This window comes from Cupriavidus sp. D384 (genome assembly GCF_001652915.1).
In the GTDB taxonomy this organism is placed as follows: Bacteria; Pseudomonadota; Gammaproteobacteria; order Burkholderiales; family Burkholderiaceae; genus Cupriavidus.
The window spans coordinates 13,689-35,920 of sequence record NZ_BBQI01000015.1 but is presented as its reverse complement, the minus strand read 5'-3'; the positions used below and the strand labels follow the sequence as shown (position 1 = coordinate 35,920).

Annotated in this window: 21 protein-coding genes; 15 read left to right on the top strand and 6 right to left on the bottom strand. The window is 65.8% G+C overall.

Annotation, left to right across the window (positions count from 1 at the left end):
- Positions 1–189: 189 nt before the first annotated feature.
- The 6 genes from A9J21_RS07145 (at position 190) to A9J21_RS07125 (ending at position 7,627) form a co-directional block, all read left to right on the top strand.
- Positions 190–1,173, top strand: coding sequence for a malate dehydrogenase (locus A9J21_RS07145; RefSeq protein WP_066733314.1), 984 nt, complete (start codon positions 190–192; stop codon positions 1,171–1,173).
- A gap of 129 nt (positions 1,174–1,302) precedes the next feature.
- The gene (locus A9J21_RS07140; protein ID WP_066733312.1) at positions 1,303–2,283 is read left to right on the top strand and encodes a CoA ester lyase; all 981 of its coding nucleotides are present in this window, start codon (positions 1,303–1,305) and stop codon (positions 2,281–2,283) included.
- 236 nt (positions 2,284–2,519) lie between these two features.
- The gene (locus tag A9J21_RS07135) at positions 2,520–3,071 is read left to right on the top strand and encodes a hypothetical protein (RefSeq protein WP_066733308.1); all 552 of its coding nucleotides are present in this window, start codon (positions 2,520–2,522) and stop codon (positions 3,069–3,071) included.
- A gap of 201 nt (positions 3,072–3,272) precedes the next feature.
- Complete coding sequence (gene acnA, locus A9J21_RS07130) at positions 3,273–5,978, top strand: aconitate hydratase AcnA (RefSeq protein WP_066733307.1); 2,706 nt, start codon at positions 3,273–3,275, stop codon at positions 5,976–5,978.
- A gap of 225 nt (positions 5,979–6,203) precedes the next feature.
- Entirely contained in the window at positions 6,204–6,338 is a 135-nt protein-coding gene (locus tag A9J21_RS32490) for a hypothetical protein (RefSeq protein WP_255366007.1), read from the top strand.
- 86 nt (positions 6,339–6,424) lie between these two features.
- Entirely contained in the window at positions 6,425–7,627 is a 1,203-nt protein-coding gene (locus A9J21_RS07125) for a DUF2863 family protein (RefSeq protein WP_066733306.1), read from the top strand.
- 66 nt (positions 7,628–7,693) lie between these two features.
- On the opposite strand, the gene A9J21_RS07120 is transcribed toward A9J21_RS07125, so the two are convergent.
- A complete protein-coding gene (locus A9J21_RS07120) occupies positions 7,694–8,365 on the bottom strand; it encodes a tRNA (guanosine(46)-N(7))-methyltransferase TrmB (RefSeq protein WP_197497469.1) in 672 nt (223 codons plus the stop codon).
- A 136-nt stretch (positions 8,366–8,501) separates the two neighbouring features.
- Here A9J21_RS07120 and A9J21_RS07115 point away from each other — a divergent pair, with 136 nt between their 5' ends.
- Positions 8,502–10,088, top strand: a complete 1,587-nt coding sequence (locus A9J21_RS07115; RefSeq protein WP_066733304.1) for an ABC transporter substrate-binding protein — start codon at positions 8,502–8,504, stop codon at positions 10,086–10,088.
- 63 nt (positions 10,089–10,151) lie between these two features.
- On the opposite strand, the gene A9J21_RS07110 is transcribed toward A9J21_RS07115, so the two are convergent.
- On the bottom strand, positions 10,152–11,033 hold the full coding sequence (locus tag A9J21_RS07110) for a spermidine synthase (RefSeq protein WP_066733302.1): 882 nt from the start codon (positions 11,031–11,033) through the stop codon (positions 10,152–10,154).
- 29 nt (positions 11,034–11,062) lie between these two features.
- A complete protein-coding gene (locus A9J21_RS07105) occupies positions 11,063–11,836 on the bottom strand; it encodes a tetratricopeptide repeat protein (protein ID WP_066733300.1) in 774 nt (257 codons plus the stop codon).
- 146 nt (positions 11,837–11,982) lie between these two features.
- On the opposite strand from A9J21_RS07105, the gene A9J21_RS07100 reads away from it, so the two are divergent.
- From A9J21_RS07100 to A9J21_RS07090, 3 genes are all read left to right on the top strand, one after another.
- Entirely contained in the window at positions 11,983–12,498 is a 516-nt protein-coding gene (locus A9J21_RS07100) for a hypothetical protein (protein WP_066733298.1), read from the top strand.
- Between the two features lie 148 nt (positions 12,499–12,646).
- Positions 12,647–13,012, top strand: coding sequence for a helix-turn-helix transcriptional regulator (locus A9J21_RS07095; protein WP_066733296.1), 366 nt, complete (start codon positions 12,647–12,649; stop codon positions 13,010–13,012).
- Positions 13,009–14,094, top strand: a complete 1,086-nt coding sequence (locus A9J21_RS07090) for an SRPBCC domain-containing protein (RefSeq protein WP_066733294.1) — start codon at positions 13,009–13,011, stop codon at positions 14,092–14,094. Before A9J21_RS07095 ends, A9J21_RS07090 begins: the two co-directional genes overlap by 4 nt.
- 12 nt (positions 14,095–14,106) lie before the next feature.
- On the opposite strand, the gene A9J21_RS07085 is transcribed toward A9J21_RS07090, so the two are convergent.
- From A9J21_RS07085 to A9J21_RS07075, 3 genes are all read right to left on the bottom strand, one after another.
- Complete coding sequence (locus A9J21_RS07085) at positions 14,107–14,601, bottom strand: DNA-deoxyinosine glycosylase (RefSeq protein WP_066733355.1); 495 nt, start codon at positions 14,599–14,601, stop codon at positions 14,107–14,109.
- A 345-nt stretch (positions 14,602–14,946) separates the two neighbouring features.
- Positions 14,947–16,848 carry a molecular chaperone HtpG gene (gene htpG, locus A9J21_RS07080; protein ID WP_066733293.1) on the bottom strand — a complete coding sequence of 634 codons (1,902 nt, stop codon included), beginning with the start codon at positions 16,846–16,848 and terminating at the stop codon, positions 14,947–14,949.
- A gap of 116 nt (positions 16,849–16,964) precedes the next feature.
- Entirely contained in the window at positions 16,965–18,521 is a 1,557-nt protein-coding gene (locus tag A9J21_RS07075) for a PLP-dependent aminotransferase family protein (protein WP_066733292.1), read from the bottom strand.
- A gap of 84 nt (positions 18,522–18,605) precedes the next feature.
- On the opposite strand from A9J21_RS07075, the gene A9J21_RS07070 reads away from it, so the two are divergent.
- Genes A9J21_RS07070 through A9J21_RS07050 form a run of 5 tightly spaced genes read left to right on the top strand, consistent with a single transcriptional unit; the run spans position 18,606 to position 22,142 of the window.
- Positions 18,606–19,283 carry a VOC family protein gene (locus A9J21_RS07070; RefSeq protein ID WP_066733291.1) on the top strand — a complete coding sequence of 226 codons (678 nt, stop codon included), beginning with the start codon at positions 18,606–18,608 and terminating at the stop codon, positions 19,281–19,283.
- A 49-nt stretch (positions 19,284–19,332) separates the two neighbouring features.
- Entirely contained in the window at positions 19,333–20,049 is a 717-nt protein-coding gene (locus A9J21_RS07065; RefSeq protein WP_066733289.1) for an alanyl-tRNA editing protein, read from the top strand.
- Between the two features lie 5 nt (positions 20,050–20,054).
- Positions 20,055–20,687 (top strand): LysE family translocator, encoded by a 633-nt coding sequence (locus tag A9J21_RS07060; protein WP_066733354.1) that lies wholly within the window; start codon positions 20,055–20,057, stop codon positions 20,685–20,687.
- Between the two features lie 17 nt (positions 20,688–20,704).
- A complete protein-coding gene (locus tag A9J21_RS07055) occupies positions 20,705–21,676 on the top strand; it encodes a DMT family transporter (RefSeq protein WP_066733287.1) in 972 nt (323 codons plus the stop codon).
- Between the two features lie 13 nt (positions 21,677–21,689).
- Positions 21,690–22,142, top strand: a complete 453-nt coding sequence (locus A9J21_RS07050) for a RidA family protein (RefSeq protein WP_066733285.1) — start codon at positions 21,690–21,692, stop codon at positions 22,140–22,142.
- Positions 22,143–22,232: the final 90 nt, after the last annotated feature.

The following is a 22,232-nucleotide window of genomic DNA, read 5'->3' as shown; positions in this document are numbered from 1 at the left end:
TCGACGCCTGCCCACGGCCCGCGCGCTCCTCGTCGCGGCCCCACGGCAGGCCGCGGGCTCCCGGCGGATGCCCGCCTGCCCCGTGGCGACACGCGAACCAGCTCCCGGTGATGCGCCGGCCCGCTCCATACACTGGATGGCCAGTTGCCACCGACCGGTTACCCCCTCTTTTCGTTTGGAGACTTACTCATGGCTAAAGCCCCAATGCGCGTCGCAGTCACCGGCGCCGCTGGCCAGATCGGCTATTCCCTGCTGTTCCGCATCGCCAACGGCGACATGCTCGGCAAAGACCAGCCGGTCATCCTCCAACTGCTCGACCTCCCGCAAGCCCAGGCCGCCGTCAAGGGCGTGGTGATGGAACTGGAAGACTGCGCGTTCCCGCTGCTGGCCGGCGTGGTCATCACCGACGACCCCAAGGTTGCCTTCAAGGACGCCGACGTCGCCCTGCTGGTGGGTGCCCGTCCGCGTAGCAAGGGCATGGAACGCAAGGACCTGCTCGAAGCCAACGCCCAGATCTTCACGGTGCAGGGCAAGGCCCTGGACGAAGTCGCCAGCCGCGACGTCAAGGTGCTGGTGGTCGGCAACCCGGCCAACACCAACGCCTACATCGCCATGAAGTCGGCGCCGAACCTGAAGCGCGAAAACTTCACGGCCATGCTGCGCCTGGACCACAACCGTGCCCTGTCGCAAATCGCCGCCAAGACCGGCAAGCCGGTGTCGTCGATCGAGAAGATGTTCGTCTGGGGCAACCACAGCCCGACGATGTACGCCGACTACCGCTACGCCACCGTTGACGGCAAGAGCGTCAAGGACATGATCAACGACCCGGTGTGGAACAACGACGTGTTCCTGCCGACCGTCGGCAAGCGCGGCGCCGCCATCATCGAGGCGCGCGGCCTGTCGTCGGCTGCCTCGGCCGCCAACGCCGCCATCGACCACGTGCACGACTGGGTGCTGGGCTCGAACGGCAAGGTCGTCACGATGGGCATCCCGTCGAATGGCGAATACGGTATTCCGAAGGACGTCATGTTCGGCTACCCGGTGACCACGGCCAACGGCAAGTACGAAATCGTGCAAGGCCTGGAAATCGACGCCTACAGCCAGGAAAAGATCAACATCACGCTCAAGGAACTGGAAGAAGAGCGTGCCGGCGTGCAACACCTGCTGGGCTGATCTTCGCCAGAGCTTCCCGCTCATGAAACCGGGGTCCGCATCGATCTGAAAATCGGCGCGGACCCCGGTTTTTCATTTGGGCAGCCGTTTTGTCTTCACAACAACCCCCCGCTCCATACGTATATCAACGTGCATCCATCCGAGGTCTTGTTCCAGGGCGAAGCCATTCCGGTCCAACTGCCGGTCTGTGACCACTATGCGGGCAGCGAAAAGCTCATGCGCAAATCGCTTGCCCTGCAGCAGGCGCTTGGCCCCGTGTTCGACATCACGTTCGACTGCGAGGACGGCGCCGCCGTCGGGCTGGAGCGCGAGCACGCCCAGCTCTGCGCACAGTTGATCAACAGCGCCGACAACCAGCACAACCGCGTGGGCGTGCGCATCCACGACCCCGCCCACCCGGGCTGGCGCGAAGACGTGGATATCCTGGTGTCCGCCGCCGGGGCCCGCCTGGCCTACGTGGTGGTGCCCAAGGTCACCGACGTGGTCGAGGTGGCGCGCGTGACCGACCATGTGAACCAGGTGGCCCGCGCGGCCGTCATCGCCCGCCACATCCCCATTCATGTGCTTATTGAGACACATTCCGCACTGGAACAGGCGTTCGACATTGCGTCGCTGGTCCAGGTGGAATGCCTGAGCTTCGGGCTGATGGACTTTGTGTCGGCACATCACGGCGCGATTCCCGGCGATGCGATGCGGTCGCCGGAACAGTTCGAGCATCCGCTGATCCGTCGCGCGATGCTCGAGATTTCGGCCGCCTGCCACCGCCACGGCAAGGTGCCGTCACACAACGTCAGCACCGACGTGCAGCAGCCGGAGCGTGCCGGCGACGATGCGCTGCGGGCGCGCGCCGAATTCGGCTACCTGCGCAAGTGGAGCATCCATCCGGGCCAGATCGAGCCGATCGTGGCCGCATTCCGGCCCAGCGACCGCGAGATCGGCGCGGCCAGCCAGATCCTGCTGGCGGCCCATGAAAACAACTGGGCCCCGATCCGGCACGACGGACAATTGCATGATCGCGCCAGCTACCGCTATTACTGGTCACTGTTGCAGCGGGCCCACGCCACGGGCACGCGGCTGCCGCCTCCCGTGAGCGATCTGTTCTTTGATTGAGTGCAACACCACGCGATCGCACGCGAAAACTGCTCATTTTTGCCCGCAAGTGGCCGATGACAAACCATCTGCGTGCGATTGTGTAACCAATATCCGACGGGCTTCGCCCCGTCAGACAAATCGTAGAGAATAGCGGCGGAAAGTTGCCGGGACGCCCCGTGAACCTGCGGAACGCCCCCCGAACTGTTCACCACAACGAGCCCTTTGACTACCCAAGCAATCCGGAAGGAACCCACATGAAACAACTCGTGCTGGCAGCCTGCATTGGCGCCCTGACCCTGACCACCGGTGCCGCGATGGCGCAGGAACCGGCCAAGAAGCCGGCCGCCACCAAGAAGGCGCCCGCCAAGAAGTCGTCGAAGACGGCCGCCGCCGCACCTGCCGCCGTGCAGCCCACCGGCGAAAAGTGGCAGTGCGAACTGGGCCACGCCATCTGGATCAGCGGCAACATGCAGCGCGATGAAGTGATCACCGTGCACTGGGACGGCCGCAACTACCGCCTGCCGCGCCAGAGCACCGTCACCGGCGCCGACCGCTACTTCGACCAGGCCTCGGGTCTGGATCTGGTCGTGATCCCGAGCAAGGCAATGCTGTTCAACAAGAACCTGGGCCAGCGCCTGGCTGACGAATGCCAGAACGCCGACATGCAGGCAGGCGGTGCGGCCCCGACGCAGGCCGGCGCACTGCGCGCTCCGGTGTCCACCCCGCTGCTGATGGCCCCGGCCCAACCGGCTGCCCAGCCGGCCGACGCCGCCCAGCCTGCTGCACAAGCCGCGCCGAAGCAGTAAAGTCTCACCTTGCCTTACCCCGCGCGGCACTGCATTGGCGCCGCGCGGGCATCAGCTGCACCGAATCGTTGTAACGGTGCGCGTCCGGTTCCTTGCCGGCCGCGCCGCATGCATGGCGGCGGAACCCTTCCGCGCACCGGGGTCTGAAGAAAAAGCATCCACAAGCAGAGTCCCGCGTCATCCCTCGATTGGAGTCAGGCAATGCCCCACAATCTCAATAACACCCTCAAGGAATTCAAACTCGCCACGGGCGGCTCGGGTCAGTATTACTCGCTGCCCCAGCTGGGTCGCGCGCTGGGCGTGAAGATCGAGCGTCTGCCGGTCTCCATCCGCCTGGTGCTGGAATCTGTGCTGCGCAACTGCGACGGCAAGAAGGTCACCGAGGAACACGTCAGGCAGCTCGCCAACTGGAAGCCCACCGCCGACCGTGTGGACGAGATCCCGTTCGTGGTGGCACGCGTGGTGCTGCAGGACTTCACGGGCGTACCGCTGCTGGCCGACCTGGCCGCCATGCGCAACGTGGCCGAGAAGATGGGCAAGAATCCGAAGAAGATCGAGCCGCTGGTGCCGGTGGACCTCGTGGTCGACCACTCGGTACAGATCGATCACTTCCGCGAGAAGAAGGCGCTGGACCTGAACATGCAACTGGAATTCCAGCGCAACAACGAGCGCTACCAGTTCATGAAGTGGGGCATGCAGGCGTTCGACACGTTTGGCGTGGTGCAGCCGGGCTTCGGCATCGTCCACCAGGTCAACCTGGAATACCTGGCGCGCGGCGTCCACAACAAGAACGGCGTCTACTATCCGGACACGCTTGTGGGCACTGACTCGCACACCACGATGATCAATGGCATCGGCGTGGTGGGCTGGGGCGTTGGCGGCATCGAGGCCGAAGCCGGCATGCTGGGCCAGCCCGTGTACTTCCTGACCCCCGACGTGGTGGGCGTGGAACTGAAGGGCCGCCTGCGCGAAGGCGTGACCGCCACCGACCTGGTGCTGACGATCACCGAAATGCTGCGCCGCGAGAAAGTCGTGGGCAAGTTCGTTGAATTCTTCGGCGAAGGCACGGCCAGCCTGTCGACGCCGGATCGCGCCACCATCGGCAACATGGCCCCGGAATACGGCGCCACGATGGGCTTCTTCCCGGTCGACGAGAAAACGATCGAGTACTTCCGTGGCACGGCCCGCACCGACGAGGAAATCGCCGCGTTCGAAGGCTACTTCCGCGCCCAGGAAATGTTCGGCGTACCGCGCGCCGGCGAGATCGACTACACCAAGACCCTGACGCTGGACCTGGGCACCGTGGCCCCGTCGCTGGCCGGCCCGAAGCGTCCGCAGGACCGCATCGAGATCGGCCATGTGAAGAGCACCTTTGCGTCGCTGTTCTCGAAGCCGGTGGCCGAGAACGGCTTCAACAAGGATGCCGCCGACCTGGGGCGCGAGTACGTCAACGCCGACGGCGTCAAGGTCAAGAGCGGCGATGTGCTGATCGCGGCCATCACGTCGTGCACGAACACGTCGAACCCGAGCGTGCTGCTGGCCGCCGGCCTGCTGGCCAGGAAGGCCGTGGAAGCCGGCCTGACCGTCGCGCCGCACATCAAGACATCGCTGGCCCCGGGCAGCCGCGTGGTGACCGAATACCTGACCGCCACCGGTCTGCTGCCCTACCTCGAAAAACTGGGCTTCGGCGTGACCGCCTATGGTTGCACGACCTGTATCGGCAACGCGGGCGACCTGACCCCGGCACTGAACGAGACCATCGTCGAAAACGACATCGTGGCCGCCGCCGTGCTGTCGGGCAACCGCAACTTCGAAGCCCGTATCCACCCGAACATCCGCGCCAATTTCCTGGCCTCGCCGCCGCTGGTGGTGGCCTACGCCATCGCCGGCACGGTCACGCGCGACCTGATGACCGAACCGGTCGGCAAGGGCCGCGACGGCCGCGACATCTGGCTGGGCGATATCTGGCCGACTTCGGAAGAAATCCACGCGCTGCTGAAGTACGCGATGGACGCCAAGACATTCAAGGGCAACTACGAGCAGGTGAAGAAGCCGAGCAAGCTCTGGGCGAACATCAAGGGCACCAAGGGCCAGGTGTACGACTGGCCCACGTCGACCTACATTGCCGAGCCGCCGTTCTTCCAGGACTTCACGATCGAGCCGAGCAACGAGGCCGTGACGATCCGTGGCGCCCGCGCGCTGGGCGTTTTTGGCGATTCGGTGACGACCGACCATATCTCGCCGGCCGGTTCGATCAAGGACACCTCGCCGGCAGGCAAGTACCTGCTGTCGCACGGCGTGCTCAAGGCCGACTTCAACAGCTATGGCTCGCGCCGCGGCAACCATGAGGTGATGATGCGCGGCACGTTCGCCAACGTGCGCATCAAGAACCTGATGATCCCGCCGAAGGCCGACGGATCGCGCGTGGAAGGCGGGATTACGCAGCACCAGCCGACCGGCGACGAAATGTCGATCTACGACGCCGCGATGAAATACGTCGCCGAAGGCACGCCCACCGTGGTGTTCGGCGGCGAGGAATACGGCACCGGATCGTCGCGCGACTGGGCAGCCAAGGGCACCCAGCTGCTGGGCGTGAAGGCCGTGATCGCACGCAGCTTCGAGCGGATCCACCGTTCGAACCTGGTGGGCATGGGCGTGCTGCCGCTGCAGTTCAAGGGCAGCGACAGCGCGCAGTCGCTGGGCATCATCGGCAACGAGACCTTCGACGTGGAAGGCATCGAGGGCGAACTGAAGCCGCAGCAGGATGTGGTGCTTGTGATCCACCGCGCCAACGGCGACACGCAACGCGTGCCGGTGCTGCTGCGCATCGATACGCCGATCGAAGTCGACTACTACAACCACGGTGGCATTCTGCCGTTTGTGCTGCGTCAACTGCTGGTGGCGTAACCTGCGCTACCGGCGCGCCGCCGGCAGCACGAACCGCCGCACCCGCTCACGCGGGACGGCGGTTTTTTCTTGTCCGCGTGCCGGGCGTCTTCCCGTGGGGCGACCCCGCCGGGCGCGTTGCGGGTAATCCCCACCCCGGCGCGTAAGTTCTGCGCAAGCCTGCACTGCCAGACTGCCCGGAACGCCCAATGGCGTCACCTATACCTACAGACTCGGAGACAACAGATGGTCAAGATCCTGATCGCATTCGTCGTCATTGCCGGCGCGGCCCTGTACCTGCTGACCAAGGGCGGCGGCGACGTGTCGATGGGCGGCGAATCGCACACCACCGAATCGCACGCCCCGGCCACGCAGAAGTAAGCGGCCAAACAAGGGTTCGCGACAACTGCGGCTGTCAACGCAGCGGGTAGAATACCGTTTTACGAAAAAACGGACGCTTTCTATCTATGGCAGGTTTTCGCCCCAAGTCTTCTACCCGACTCTCGCCCGACGCCGAGCGACTGGTGGCCGATGCACTGGCCCTGGACGCCTCGGGCAGCCGCATGGAGGACGGATACTGGGAGCGGCGGCTGTCCCAGCGGCTCTATCGCCTGCTGAAGAACGGCAGCCAGACCGCCCTCGACGCGGCGCTCGAACACCTGTTCAAGCACAATGCCGATGCGTCCGACGTGCTGGCCGAACAGGCCGAGACACTGGCCGAATCGGCAACGATCGAGATCGACGGCGTCAAGCATGACGCCCTGCTGATCGCCGCCCCGATCCTGGCCCACACCCGCTATGCCATCCCGTCTGGCGCGCTGAAGCCCGAACTGGCCCAGACCCTGGCGGTACATCTGCAGGCGCACGTGCTGGCCACCAATACCAAGGTGGCCCTGTCGCCCTACCTCTACAGCATCGACCAGCTTCCGCGCAGCCATAGCGACACGTTCGCGCTGACGCACAAGCTGGCGTCGGCCGCGCTGGCCGGATCGATGCCCAAGGTGGACCTGCGCGACCTGCCGGAGACGGCCCCGATCCTGGCCGATCCGCGCTACCTGCTGGCCGTGGTGGTGGCGCCGCACGAAGGCGCGCTGTTCCGCTGGCAGGAAGATGCCAAGGAACACCACGCCGAGCGCTCGGTCTGCCTGGAGCAATGGCGCAACCAGGTGCAGCCGACCGTGGCCGTGCTGCTGCCCGGCTGCGAGTTCGAACTGCTGCTGCCCGACGCATTCTTCCTGTCCTGCCGCGAGTCGGACAAGAGCATCCGCCCGCTGACCGTGCGCGCCGCCGTGAATTACCTGTGCGGCACGCTGGACATCCCGGCCGGCCAGCTGGCCGCCGTGGTGGCCGGTTTTGGCGAGGAAGTGGTCGAGGAATACCGCGTCGGCTTCACCATGCGCGGCGAGAAGGATGTGATCTACGGCATCGTCTGGCCGGTGTACGGCCGCGAGTCCGGCGAGATCGATGCCGAGGAGAAAGGCAACCCGGTGGAGCAGATCTGCGAGGAACTGCGCAACGCCGGCGTCGAGGACATCTTCCGCCACGCCGCGCTATTCGATCCGGAATACTGCGAAGACTGCGGTACGCCGCTCTATGCGGATCGCTCCGGCGAGATCGTCCACGCCGAATTGCCCGAGGATGCGCCGACCCAGCAGCCGCTGTTCCACTAAGCACCGGGGCAGCGCGCCAAGGCGCACCGCCCTTCGACGAAAAACCCGCCAGTCCGGCGGGTTTTTTTATGGCTGCCGTACGTTGACGCAGCGCCAGAGGCCATGGCCCGACGCGCCATACTTGCGTTCGAACGGCGTCATCGGTGTTTCCGGCTGCCAGGGTTCGGTCTGCGCCGGCCGCCCCACCATCGTCAGCGCCGCTGCAAATTCGTCGATATAGATCTTCCAGTTGCTGCGGCATTCCAGATAGTCGCCGCACGCGGCCAGCGCGGGAAACACCGCATGCCCTTGCCAGCGCCGGCCCAGATGCCCGATCTTCGGCCAGGGGTTCGGATACAGCACATAGTGGCGCACAACGGGCACCCCGCCTTGCTGCAGCAGGCGCCAGAAATCGACCAGATCCGCCCGCGCCCAGCGAAAATTCGCCGGCATCTCGGCGTCCCACCAATCCTTGCCCGCGGTTAATCGCTTTTCGGACTGATCGATGCCGATCACGAAGTGGTCCGGAAAGGCGGTAGCCAGCCGCAGCGTGCTCTCGCCGATACCACAACCCGCGTCGATAATCAGGGGCTGGCCGCCAGCCTGCTGCCACGCATCGATGGCAGTATCGAACGCCTGCTGGCTGGGTGCGCCGACAGGCTTGCGGAACGGCTCGTCCAGATGGCGCTGCACGCGCGCCGCCAGATGTTCGTGGATATCGGTCTGCGCCGATGAAATGGTGCGGGAATTGGCAAACATGGGCGCGATTGTACCGGGCCACCCTGCCCCGTCAGGCATCCGTGCCGCGGCCATCCCGCAGCCATCGCGGTTGTATCGGACATGGAAGTACATTTGACGGCACAATAGCGGCCAACACCGTACGAGGAGCCCACTCATGATCCGCCGCACGCTGCTGCAAGCATCCGTTTCGATTGCGCTGAGCGCCGCCGCGCTGACGCTGATTCCCGTCCACGCCGCTCATGCGGAAGACCTGCGCATCGGCCTGGCCGCCGATGTGACCTCGATGGACCCGCACTGGAACAACGCCGGCCCCAACAACGCCATCGCGCTCCATATCTTCGAGTCGCTGGTGTTCATGGACAAGAACGCCCGCTACATCCCGGGCCTGGCGCTGTCCTGGAAGCCGGTCAACGCCATCACCTGGGAAATCAAGCTGCGCCCCAACGTGAAATGGCACGACGGCACGCCGTTCACGAGCGAGGACGTCAAGGCATCGCTGGAACGGCCCGAGAAGCTGACCAATGCACCGGGCTCGTTCACCAGCTACACCAAGCCCATCGCCCGCATCGACACGCCCGACGCCCTGACCGTGCGCCTGACCATGAACGTGCCGAACTACGCCAACCTGGCCAACGACCTGAACAGCGTGCCGATCATGCCGAAGAAGGTCGCCGCGGACCTGAACCAGGCCGATTTCGACTCGGGCAAGGCCATGATCGGCACCGGCCCCTACAAGTTCGTGCGCTTCGCGCGGGGCCAGGAAATCGTGATGCAGCGCAACCCCGACTACTGGGGCCCGAAGCCCGAATTCGACCGCGCCATCTTCCGTATCCTGACCGATAACGGCGCGCGCACCGCCGCCCTGCTGGCCGGCGATGTCGACGTGATCGAGAGCATCCCGGCCGCCGATGTGGCAAAACTCAAGCAGAATCCGAAGTTCAAGATCGAGCAGACCACGTCGTGGCGCACCATCTTCTGGCAGATGGACCAATCGCGCGACAATCCGCCTTTCGTGACCGACAAGGCCGGCAAGCCACTGGGCAAGAATCCGTTCAAGGATGTCCGCGTGCGTGCCGCGATCAGCAAGGCGCTGAACCGCGACGCCATCGTCAGCCGCATCATGGAAGGCCTGGCCGTACCAGCATCGTCGATCGTGTCGCCGCAAATCTTCGGCCATCCGGGCACCAGGCCCGACGCCTACGATCCGGAAGGCGCCAGGAAGCTGCTGGCCCAGGCTGGCTATCCCGATGGGTTCGCGCTGACGCTGCATGCCACGAACAACCGCTACCTGAACGACGCCCAGGTGGCACAGGCCACGGCCGGCATGCTGACGCGCATCGGCATCCAGACCAAGGTCGAAACGTTGCCCGTGGCCGCCTACTTCACGCGCGCCCGCCAGGGCGACTTCGCCTTCGAAATGCTGGGCTGGGGCTCGGCCGCCGCCGACGTGGCGCTACGCTCGATCACCGGCACGCCAAACCCGAAGACCGGCTATGGCACGTGGAACTGGGGCAAGTACAGCAATCCGAAGCTGGATCAGCTGATCGAGAAATCGCTGACAACCGTGTCGAGCGACAAGGACCGCGAGCAGAACGCCCGCACGGCCGCGAAGTTCGCGCTGGATGACCACGCCATCATCCCGTCGCACAGCCAGCTGGCGATGTGGGCGATGCGCAAGGGCCTGAAGTACGAGGCGCGCACCGACGAATGGTCGCTGGCGCAGTTCTTCCACAAGGAGTAAAGCGGCCAGCATCGCCGCCGGCTGTCTCCGTTCTCCCACAACGCGGGAGAGCGGAGACTCCCCTCAGATCACCAGCCGTTCTTCCTGCCGCGCATTGGCCGCGCGCAGTTTCCTGACCCAGTCCTTCGCGGGCAGTTTGGTCGAATCCTCGATCACCGCCGCCCTTGCCTCCAGCGTTTGCCACGACACATCGATCGCCGGGCCGTTGAACGCCAGGGCAATGATGTTGCCGTCATGCACTTCCGGGAACACCAGCACGCGATTGTCGAAGGCATCGCAGATCCGCTCGATGTTCTTCGGGAAGCTGTCGTGGTCGCCGAACAGGTTGATGGTCATCACGCCGGGCGCCTTCAGCACGCGGCGGCAGGCCCGATAGAACGCCGTGGTGTCCAGCACCGGGCCACGCGCCGTGGCGTCGTACAGATCCACCTGCAGCGCATCCACGGCCGCCGTGCTGGCGCCATCCATCACGTAATCCCAGGCGTCCTGCTCGCGTACCGTCAGCCGGGCATCATCCTCACGCAGGCCAAACATGCTGCGGCCCGCCACGATCACCGCGGGATTCAGTTCCACAGCCGTCACCTTTGCCTTGGCGAAATGACGATGACAGAACTTGGTCAGCGCCGCGGCGCCCAGGCCCAGCTGCGTCACGTGGAAATCGGTCGACGACGGCGACAGGAACAGCAGCCAGGCCATCATCTGCTGCGCATACTCCAGCTCGATGGCTTCGGGCTTGCGCAGGCGCATGGCGCCCTGCACCCACTCGGTGCCGAAATGCAGGTAGCGCACGCCATCCATCTCGGAAAACGTCACGGGCGCAAAGCGCGGCTTCATGCGTTTTTCGTCGGCGTCTTTCGAAAGGTTCTTGCGCGAGGACTCACGGTTGCCGCGTGCGGGGCGGCGCGAGGCCACCGCCTCGATCGATTTGCGTTTCAGAAGCGTCATGGAAGAAAGAATTGCGCCCAGGGCGCGGATCATTGGCCCAGCGCGGTTTGCGCGCGCTGCAGCCATTCGCGATTGTGTTCGCGGGCATGACGCGGCCAGTGGCGCGCGTCATGAACGATTTCAGAATACAGCGACTTCGCGCGTTCGCGGTCGGCCGCATCGGGCTGCTTCGCCAGCCAGTCGGCAAACAGGCAGCGCGCGGCCACGTCGCTGGCATTGGTCAGCGCCCGCTCGAAGGCGTCGCGCGTGCCGGGCGCATCCTGCGCAGACAGCGCCCGGGCATAGAGCAGCGACGGATCGGACTGGTCACGCGCACGGGGATTGCCCGCGAACAGCTTTTCCAGCGTGGCCTGCGCTTCGGCATGACGGCCCGTCGCCAGTTGCGCACGGGCCAGCCCCTCCAGCAACGCCGGGTCCGAGGCAAACGGGCCATTGGCCGCGGCTTCGTAGTGCTCCAGCGCCTCGGCCGGATTGCCGGCGTCCAGCAGCGCAGCCCCCAGGCGCATGCGATGGTCGACGGTCGGGGCGCGATCGAACGCCTGACGTGCCTCGCGCACGGCCCGGCCCGGGTCCACGATCTGGTTGATGGCGCGCTTCGCCACCTGCGCGCCGCGCGTCTGGCGCAGGCCCGGCAGGTAGATCGCAAAGAAATAGACGACGCTGCCTAGCCCCGGGAAGAGGAACAGCAACAGCAGCCAGTACATGTTCTGGTGGGTGCGAACGGCATGCACGGCAAAGAAGATCGCCACGATGACATGCAGGCCGATGCCGCCAATACCGCCGAGACCAAGGGAAGACAACATGAGGATCCAGTAAGGTGCGGGGGCGTCCGAAAGCCGGACAGCCGCGATTGTGACAGATGCCGATCAGACCGCGCCCGCACCGCTAAAGTTTTCACGACGAATGGCCGAAGAAGGATGTGGGCTCTCTCTTCGATCGGACTCCAACAATGACATCCATCAGCAGCGTTACACCCCAGGTCCTGGTGGCCAGTGACGCGACGGTCACCAACACCCGCCGCTTCACGCAAACCACTGAAGACACCACCGCGCAGACCGCCGACGGCCAGGCCAGCAGCAGTTCCGCCGAAGGCGCTTCGGCGTCAGGCTCCACCTCGTCGGCCAACGCCGGCAACCGCATCGCCGCCCCCCGCGGCGCTGGCAAGGCTGGCGGGGCCGCTGGCGCCGACAGCGGCAGCAGCGACAACAGCGAATCCGCCGTCATCAAGGCCCTGAAGCAGCAGATCGAAGCGCTGCAGAAGCAACTGGCCGCCCAGATGGCCCAGATGCAAGCCGCCCAGGCCGCCCCGACCGACGACCAGACCAAGGCCAGTACGGTCGCGACGCTGCAAGCCGGCGTGACCGCCACCCAGGCCTCGCTGTCCGAAGCCATGGCCAAGCTGTCGGAGGCCTACCAGGAATCCACGGGCACCAGCACCGGCAACATCGTCAATACGACGGCCTGAGCGGCCGCTCACTTTCTCTCTCCGAGAGCCCCACGTCCCGGCCGGGCCCCACTTCCGGCCGGACGCGTTCCGCCCCTTCCCTCCCTTTCCTGTCTGCCCAGTTGTAACACCCCTTGATCTTCATTTAACCAATGCGTTAAATGACCACATGCCCAATGTCACCGATCCACTTTCATCCGTCTTCGCCGCGCTGGCCGACCCTACGCGGCGCGCGATTCTGGCGCGGCTTTCGGAAGGCGAGGCGCCGGTCAGCGAGCTGGCGCGGCCGTTCGACATGTCGGCGCCGGCCATTTCGCGGCATCTGCGCGTGCTGGCCGATGCCGGGCTGATCGAGCGCGAGGTCAATGCGCGCTGGCGCATCTGCCATCTGCGGCCCGGCGCGCTGCGCGATGCGCATGGCTGGCTGGAGACCTACCGGCGGCACTGGGAAGACAATCTCGACAGGCTGGTGGCCTTTGTCGAGCAGGCGCAATCCGACACCGATGTCACATCGAAGCAGGGGAACAAGTCATGAGCGAAGCCGCGACCTTTCATCTGGAAATGACCCGTCAGATCCGCGCGCCGCGCGAGCGCGTGTTCGATGCCTTTACCGACCAGGCCGCGCTGGCCACCTGGCATTGCCCGCGTGGCATGAGCGTGCTGGAAGCGCGTGCCGATGCCCGCGTGGGCGGCGCGTACCGGCTGGTGATCGGTGCCCGCGATGGCGAGAAGCACATCGTCAACGGCGAGTACCAGACGCTCGACCGGGCCAATTTCCTGGCCTACACGTGGGAATGGGAAGGCGGCGCCGAACTGCCGGCCGGCATGCGCACGCTGATCGAGGTAACCCTGACCGACAAGGACGGCGGCACCCACATGCATATGCGGCACAGCGGCTTCCCCGATGCGGCGATGCGCGACTCGCATGTCGCTGGCTGGCAGTCGGTGTTCAACAACCTTGTCGATTACCTGGACCCCGAGGGCAGCGCCGGCACGCTGACCGTCTACGGCAACCCCCGCAGCACCTATGTACGTACCGTGCGCCTTGCGCTGGAAGAGAAAGGGCTGCGCTACCAGCTGGATCCGGTCACGCCGCGCGACGAGGCATTGCTGGCCCACAATCCGTTCGGCCGTATTCCGGCTTTTGCCGACGGCCCGATCGAGTTCTATGAAACGCGCGCCATCCTGAGCTACATCAACGAAGTCTTCGGTGGCACCAACCTGATTCCGCAGACTGGCCCCACGGCCCGCGCACGCTGCGAGCAATGGATCAGCCTGATCAACTGCCATGCCTACGACACGATGGTGCGTCGCTACGTGCTGCAGTATGTGTTCCCGAAAGGCGAGAACGGCCAGCCCGACCGGCAGACCATCGACGCCGCCGCGCCGGAAATGGCCAGGCAGCTGGATGCCCTGGAGCAGGCGTACGGTGGCCGGGACTTCCTGGTGGGCAATACGCTGTCGATGGCAGACCTGTTCTTCGCGCCGATTGTCGAGTATCTGGGAATGTTCCCGGAAAGCCAGGCACTGCTGGAAACACGTCCGAATATCCGGCGCGGTCACGCGGTCATGCGGGCGCGGCCCAGCTATGCGGCGACGCAGCCGAAGTTTGATTGACGGGTTGATGGCCTACGCCAGCCACTCGCACAGCGCCTGCCACGCGATCAGCTTTTCGGCATAGGCCAGTGTGTAGGCCGGGCTGCTGGATGGCAGTTTAACGATGGCATGCGGATCGCAATGCCCGGCCAGCGCCTTTTCGCCGATCTTTGCCGCCGTGCCGCCGTTGAAGGCAATGGCCCGCAACTGCGGCAACGTGGCGATCAGGCCAATCAGGTCGTTACCCTGGTGATCGCGGATGCTGCTGTCGAGACTGCCTTCGCGGCGCGCTTCGGCCACGACATCCCACAGGCCCACGCGGTGCCTGCGCAGCGTCGCCAGGCGGCTGTCGTAGTCCAGCCCGACGAGATCCACGTCCAGCACATCGCTCATGAGGTGCCAGAAGCGGTTTTGCTTGTGGGCGTAGTACTGCGCCTGGGCCAGGGACACTTCGCCCGGCAGGCTGCCGAGCACCAGCACGCGGGTGTGCGGGTCGACAACCGGTGGGAAGCAGCGTTTGGTGGTCATCATTCAGCGTGGTGAGACATGGAGCGGCCCGCCCTCTCCCCCGCCCCTCTCCCGCGCGCGGGAGAGGGGAGAACACCAGGGGCATCCCCCAATGCTCACGGTGGTTTGCTCCCCCAGTGGGATGTGAACACCAGGGGGCATCCCCCAATGCTCACGGTGGTTTGCTCCCCCGGTGGGATGTGAACACCAGGGGCATCCCCCAATGCTCACGGTGGTTTGCTCCCCCGGTGGGATGTGAACACCAGGGGGCATCCTCAAATGCTCACGGTGGTTTGCTCCCCTCTCCCGCCTGCGGGAGAGGAGCCGGGGGAGAGGGCAAGCGCTTCAAACTGCAGCAGCGATGGATCAGGCCAGCAGGCGGTTCACCCGCTGCACATAGGCCGCCGCATCGTCGAGCATGCCGCCCTCGGCCAGCAGGGCCTGATCGAACAGCACGCGCACGCGGTCATTGAAGCCGTCGCCGTCGGGCAGGTCGCGCAGCTTCTTCACCAGCGCGTGCTCGGGGTTCAGTTCCAGGATCGGCTGCGCGTCGGGCGCCTTCTGGCCGGCCTGCTTGAGCAGGCGTTGCAGGTAGCCGCTCATGTCGCCGTCATCGGACACCAGGCATGATGCCGAATCGGTCAGTCGCAGCGTCACGCGCACGTCCTTGGCCTGGCCCTCAAGCACGGCCTTGGCGCGCTCCACCACGTCCTTCCATTCGGCCGACGCCTTCTCCTGCTCGGCCTTCTCGGCTTCGTCGGCCAGGGCACCCAGGTCCAGGTCGCCACGGGCCACGGACACCAGTTCCTTGCCATCGAACTCGTGCAGGTACGACAGCATCCATTCGTCCACGCGCTCGGTCAGCAGCACCACTTCGATGCCCTTCTTGCGGAACACTTCCAGATGCGGGCTCGACTTGGCCGCGGCCCACGTATCGGCCGTGACGTAGTAGATCTTGTCCTGTCCTTCCTTCATGCGGCCCACGTAGTCGCCCAGCGACACCGACTGCTCGGCCGTATCGTTCTGCGTCGAGGCAAAGCGCAGCAGCTTGGCGATGCGCTCGGCGTTGGCCTGGTCCTCGCCCATGCCTTCCTTGAGCACCTGGCCGAACTGCTCCCAGAACGTCTTGTACTTGGCGCGATCGGCTTCGTCCTCGCTGTCGGCCAGCGCTTCCAGCATCGACAGCACGCGCTTGGTGCAGCCTTCGCGGATGGCCTTCACGTCGCGGCTTTCCTGCAGCAGTTCGCGCGACACGTTCAGCGGCAGGTCGGCCGAATCCACCACGCCCTTGACCCAGCGCAGGTACGACGGCAGCAGCTGGTCGGCGTCGTCCATGATGAACACGCGCTTCACGTACAGCTTCAGGCCGGCCTTGCGGTTGCGGTCCCACAGGTCGAACGGCGCCCGCGCCGGGATATACAGCAGCTGGGTGTATTCGCTGCGGCCTTCCACGCGGTTGTGCGTCCAGGCCAGCGGCGCATCGTGATCGTGCGCAATGTGCTGGTAGAACGCCTGGTATTGCTCGTCGGTGATATCGGACTTGTTGCGGGTCCACAGCGCGCTGGCCTGGTTCACGCTTTCCCACTCGCCGGTCAGCTTCTGCTGCTGGGCTTCGGCATCCCACTCTTCCTTGGGCATGCGGATCGGCAGCGAGATATGGTCCGAGTACTTGCGGATGATGTGTTGCAGGCGGTACGACGACAGGAAATCGTCCTCGCCTTCGCGCAGGTGCAGCGTGATCGTGGTGCCGCGCTCGGCGCGATCGATCGCATCAATCGTAAATTCGCCATCGCCGGCACTTTCCCAGCGCACGGCCTCGCTGGCGGCAACGCCCGCGCGGCGCGTTTCCACGGTGACCTTGTCGGCGACGATAAAGGCCGAGTAGAAGCCCACGCCGAACTGGCCGATCAGCGCGGCGTCCTTCTGCTGGTCGCCCGACAGTTGCTGGAAGAATTCCTTGGTACCCGAACGGGCGATGGTGCCCAGGTTGCGGATCGCCTCGTCGCGGCTCATGCCGATGCCGTTGTCGGTGATCTTCAGCGTGCGTGCGGCGGGGTCGGCTTCGATGCGGATCGCCAGGTCGGCGTCGTTCTCGAGCAGGGCCGGATTCGCGATTGCCTCGAAGCGCAGCTTGTCGGTGGCGTCCGAGGCGTTCGATACCAGCTCGCGCAGGAAGATTTCCTTGTTGCTGTACAGCGAGTGGATCATCAGGTGCAGCAACTGCTTCACTTCCGCCTGGAAGCTCATCGTCTCGTGCGGTGCGGTCATGGTTCTCCTCTTAAACGGATCTATGCGCAAGGTGCCCTGCCCCGTGTGTCCGGAGCGGGTCGATGGCGAAGGAAATAGGGACGGGACGGGGCATTTTCAACCCCCCGCCCCGGTGCTCAGATGCCGGAGCCTGCCGGCAGGCCGGACAGGCGCTCCATCTGGCCGGCCAGAAAGCGCAGCATGCCCGGATCGGTGCTGCTGGCGATGTTGAAGCGGGTCCAGGTCGATGGCATCTGCGATGGCGAAAACAGGCTGCCCGGGGCAAACAGGTAGCCTTCCTCGTGCCCGGCCGTAGCAATGACATTGGTATCCACGCCGGTATCGGCCCACAGGTACATGCCGGCCACCTGCCCCGGGAAGATGCGCAGCCCCAGCCGCTCCAGCTGCTCGCGCGTCTCGTCGCGGGCACGGTCCAGCCGCACCCGCACGCGCTCGGTGTGCTTGCGGTAATGCCCCTCGGTCAGCACCTTGTAGACCACGCGTTCGTTGATTTCCGGCGTCGCCATGCCCGTCACCAGTTTGCTGTCGGTCAATGTCACGGCCAGTTCCGGGCTGGCGGCGATAAAGCCCACGCGCAGGTTGGCGGCCAGCGTCTTCGAAAAGCTGCCCAGGTAGATCACCCGCTTGAGCTGGTCCAGGCTGGCCAGCCGCGTCGCGGCATGGCCCGGCGGGCACAGGTCGCAATAGATGTCGTCCTCGACAATCGTGAAGTCATATTGCTCGGCCAGTTGCAGCAGCCGGAACGCCCGCGCGGCCGACAGCGACGTGCCCGTTGGGTTGTGCAGCACCGAATTGACCACGACCAGCCTGGGCCGATGCGCCTGGGCGATGTGCTCCAGCGCCTCCAGGTCGGGGCCATCGGCCGTATAGGGCACGCCAATCACATTGGCACCCTGCGTGGCAAAGCGGGCAAACATCACGAACCAGGCCGGGTCGCCGACCACCACGGTATCGCCAGGTTGCAGGAACTGGCGCGCAATCAGGTCGAAGGCCTGGGTGATGCCCGATGTCATCACGATCTGGTCGGGGGTGACGCCGATTTCCAGTTCCTCCAGCCGCGTGCGCAGTTGCTGCCGCAGCGGCAGGAAGCCCATCGGCGTGCCGCTGGACAGGAAATGCCCGCCGGGCTGCCGGCCCAGGCTGCGCATGGCCCCCGACAGCAGTTCGCCATCGAGCCATTCGGTAGGCAGGAATCCCCAGCCCGGCGCCTTGTGGCTTTCCGCCGAGTGGAACATGCTGCGCAGCAGCCACGTGACATCGACATTGCGGATGGCCGGCGAGGCCAGCGGGGCTGCCACCGACGGATGCGGCAGGCGGTCGCGCACGTAGAACCCCGAACCGCGCCGCGATTCCAGGTAGCCCAGCGCCACCAGGCGCTCGTAGGCTTCCACCACGGTAAAGCGCGAGATGCCCTTTTCCGACGCCAGCTGGCGGATCGACGGCATGCGCATGCCCGCCCGGAACACCCGTTCGTCGATGCGCAGCCGCGCCCATTCGGTCAGCTGCTCCACCAGCGTCATCTGGGCCGACGGGATCGGATCGGGCAGTTGCGGATGGCCCGCCGCCGGCATCACCAGCCGCAGCGGGCGCGTGCCTCCGCCCGCTGCGGTACCCGATGTGACATTTGAGGCACTATCACTTTCGCCGTGGCGATTTTTCTGGTTGCCTTCCATGTGGCGCTCCCGCAACTGTACTGAAGACGATTTGCTGAACTGTATCGGTACTGTACCGACAAGCTTGACTACCATCAACCAACGATGAAACTCGCCATTGACCACCTCGTGATTGCCGCCCCCGACCTGGAGTCGGGCACCGGGCATGTCGCCAACCTGCTTGGCATCGCCCCGCAAGGCGGCGGCGCCCACCCGCGCATGGGCACGCACAACCGCGTGCTGGGCCTGTTCGGCGGGATGTACCTAGAAGTGATCGCCATCGACCCGGCGGCCGCGGCTCCAGACCGTGCGCGCTGGTTCGGCCTGGACAGCGACCTGATGCAGCAGCGCCTGCGCGATGGCCCGTTCCTGGCGCACTGGGCGGCCCGGGTCGAGCGCCCTGCCGACCTGTCGCGCTGGCAGTCGCAGTACCCGGATCGCATCGCCCCGGCCATTCCGATGGATCGGGGGGCGCTGCACTGGCGCCTGACGGTGCCCGAAGACGGCAGCCTGCCCGCGTGGCATGGCGAGGCGGCCAGCGCTGGCGACGGCCTGTTTCCGACGCTGATCCAGTGGGATGTAGCCAACCACCCCGGCATCAGCCTGCCGCGCCAGGATCTGGCCCTGCGCCGGCTGCGCGGCCAGCATCCGCAAGCGGAACTGCTGCGGCAGGGCCTGGCCTGGATTGGCGCCACGGACCTGATCGAGATCGACCAGACCGATGGGCCGCCGCTGCTGACGGCCGATATCGATACCCCAGCGGGCATCAAGACCCTGCGCTGATCCAAACAGAACAAGACCCGACAAGACACACCACAGGAGCCCCCCCCCGATGTCCGCCACGACCGCCAAGCGCTTCGACGACGACGCGTATCTCGACCACTGCCAGGCCACCGTGGTGGCGGTGAGCGACGCCGGCATCGAACTCGACCAGACCGTCTGCTACGCGCGCAGCGGCGGACAAGCCGGCGACACCGGCACGCTGGGCACCGCCGATGGCCGTGTAGTGGCGCTGACCGACACGGTCTATGCCGATGACCGCACCCGCATCCTGCACGTGCCCGCCGCCGATGCGCCCGCGCTGGCCGTGGGCGACCGCGTCGAGGTCAGGATCGACTGGGCCCGGCGCCACCGGCTGATGCGCCTGCACACCTGCCTGCATCTGCTGGGGTCGCTGATCCCGGTGCCGGTCACGGGCTGCAGCATCTCGCCCGATTCGGCACGCATTGACTTCGACCTGCCCGAATCGACGCTGGACAAGGCCGTGCTGACCGAACAGCTGAACGCACTGATCGACGCGAAAACGCCGGTCAACATCGACCGCATCACGCCCGGGCAACTGGCCGCCCAGCCCGGCCTGGTGCGCACCGTGGGCGCGGCGCCGCCGGCGGGTACATCGACGATCCGTATCGTCGAGATTCCCGGTGTGGACCGCCAGCCCTGCGGCGGCACGCACGTAGCCAATACCGGCGAGATTGGCGCGATGGTCGTGACCAAGATCGAGAAAAAGAGCCGCACCAACCGGCGCGTGGTCGTCAACTTCGCATGACCGGCATGGAAACCTGGCTCACGGGCCTGTCGATGGCCCAGTTCCTGGCATTGGTGACGCTGCTGGCAGTGGGCGCCTTTACCCCCGGCCCGAACACCACCGTGGCGGCCGTGACCGGCGCCAACTTTGGCCTGCGCGCCACGCTGCCGCATTGCATCGGCGTATCGGTCGGCTTTGCCAGCATCATCGCGCTATGCGCCACGGGCGTGGGTGCGCTGATCCTGGCCAGCCCGATGCTGGCAGCGGCCATTCGCGTGGTGGGCGTGCTGTACCTGCTGTGGCTGGCGCTGCGCATTGCGCGCAGCACGTCGCTGGCGGAAAAGAACGTGCTCAAGCCGATGAACGTCTGGCAATCGATTGCCATGCAGTTCGCCAACATCAAGGCATGGATGATGGCGCTGGCCGTGGCCGCGTCGTACATGGACAACGCGCCGTCGCTGACCCAGCGGGTGCTGCTGGTCAGCACGCTGTTTGCCGCCTTCGGCTTTTTCAGCAACGGCGCCTATGGCGTGCTGGGCGCATCGCTGCGGCAGTGGCTGATGCAGGGCAGCCGCGTGCGCTGGTTCAACGGCGCGATGGGGCTGGCGCTGGCGCTGACCGCCCTGTGGATGGCCGTGGCCGCCGCACACCCTCACTGACGCGCCCCCTGAATATCATGAGCCAGAACCCCTCCCCTCATTCCGGCGGCATGCTGCTGGGCTTTGTCGGCGTGGCGATCTTCAGCCAGACGCTGCCGTTCACGCGCATGGCCGTGGCCGAACTGGATGCCACGTTCGTGGCGCTGGCCCGGGCCGTGATCGCTGCCGTGCTGGCGCTGGCGCTGCTGTCGGCGCGCGGCGCGCTGGCACCGGCAAAGCGCCCGCGCGGGCGCCAATGGCTGCGGCTTGCCGTGACCGCGCTGGGGGTGGTGGTGGGCTTTCCGGTGTTTTCCTCGCTGGCGATGCGTGAAGTGCCGGCCGCGCACGGTGCCATCGTGATCGGGCTGCTGCCGCTGGCCACGGCCGTGTTCGCGGCCTGGTTCGGCAACGAGCGCCCGTCGACCGGATTCTGGCTGTCGGCGCTGGCCGGCAGCGCCCTGGTGGTCGGCTTTGCCCTGTGGCAAGGGGCCGGCGGCCTGCAGCATGCCGACTGGTTCCTGTTCCTGGCCGTGGTGCTGGGCGCACTTGGCTATGCCGAAGGCGGCAAGCTGTCGCGCGAGCTGGGCGGGCTGGAGACGATCTCGTGGGCGCTGGTGGTGTCGCTGCCGGTGCTGGTGCCGGTGGTGGCGTGGCTGACACTGGAGCATGCCGGCGAAATCGCCGCCGCCTCGCCGCGGGCATGGGCCGGCATGGCCTATGTGTCGATCTTTTCGATGTTCATCGGCTTTCTGTTCTGGTACGCGGGCCTTGCAAAAGGCGGCGTGGCCCGCGTAGGCCAGATACAATTGCTGCAGCCGTTCCTCACGCTGGCGGGCGGCGCCGTGATCCTGGCCGAGCCCCTCGATGCCGCCACCGTCGCTTTTGCAGTGGCGGTGATCGCCGTGGTAGCCATCGGCCGACGCGCCGCCGTGCGCAACACGGCACCCGCCTCGCCGCCGGCCCCCGTGGCCGGAGAAACGCCCCCCGTTCTTCCAGGACGCATTCACTGACAGGAGTCACCGCATGTCCGTCTACGACACCCTTGCCAAACTCGGCGTGGAACTGCCCACCGCCGGCGCCCCCGCCGCTGCCTATGTGATGGCCGCGACCACCGGCAACACCGTCTTCCTGTCGGGCCATATCGCCCGCCGCGACGGCAAGCCCTGGGCTGGCAAGCTTGGCAAGGATATCGACACCGCCACCGGCCAGCAGGCCGCGCGCAGCATCGCCATCGACCTGCTGGCAACGCTGCACGGCCATATTGGCGACCTGAACCGCGTCAAGCGTGTGGTCAAGGTGATGAGCCTGGTGAACTCCACGCAGGAATTTACCGAACAGCACCTGGTGACCAACGGCTGCTCCGAATTCCTGGTCGAAGTGTTCGGCGAAAAGGGCAAGCACGCCCGCAGCGCCTTTGGCGTGGCGCAGATTCCGCTGGGCGCCTGCGTCGAGATCGAGATGATCGTCGAGATCTGAAACCTGAAGCCGTACCCTGCAGACCACACGTATTAGAGACATAGGCAGGGCCCGCGGGCCCTGCCCCTGAATTCCCCCACCACGAGACCA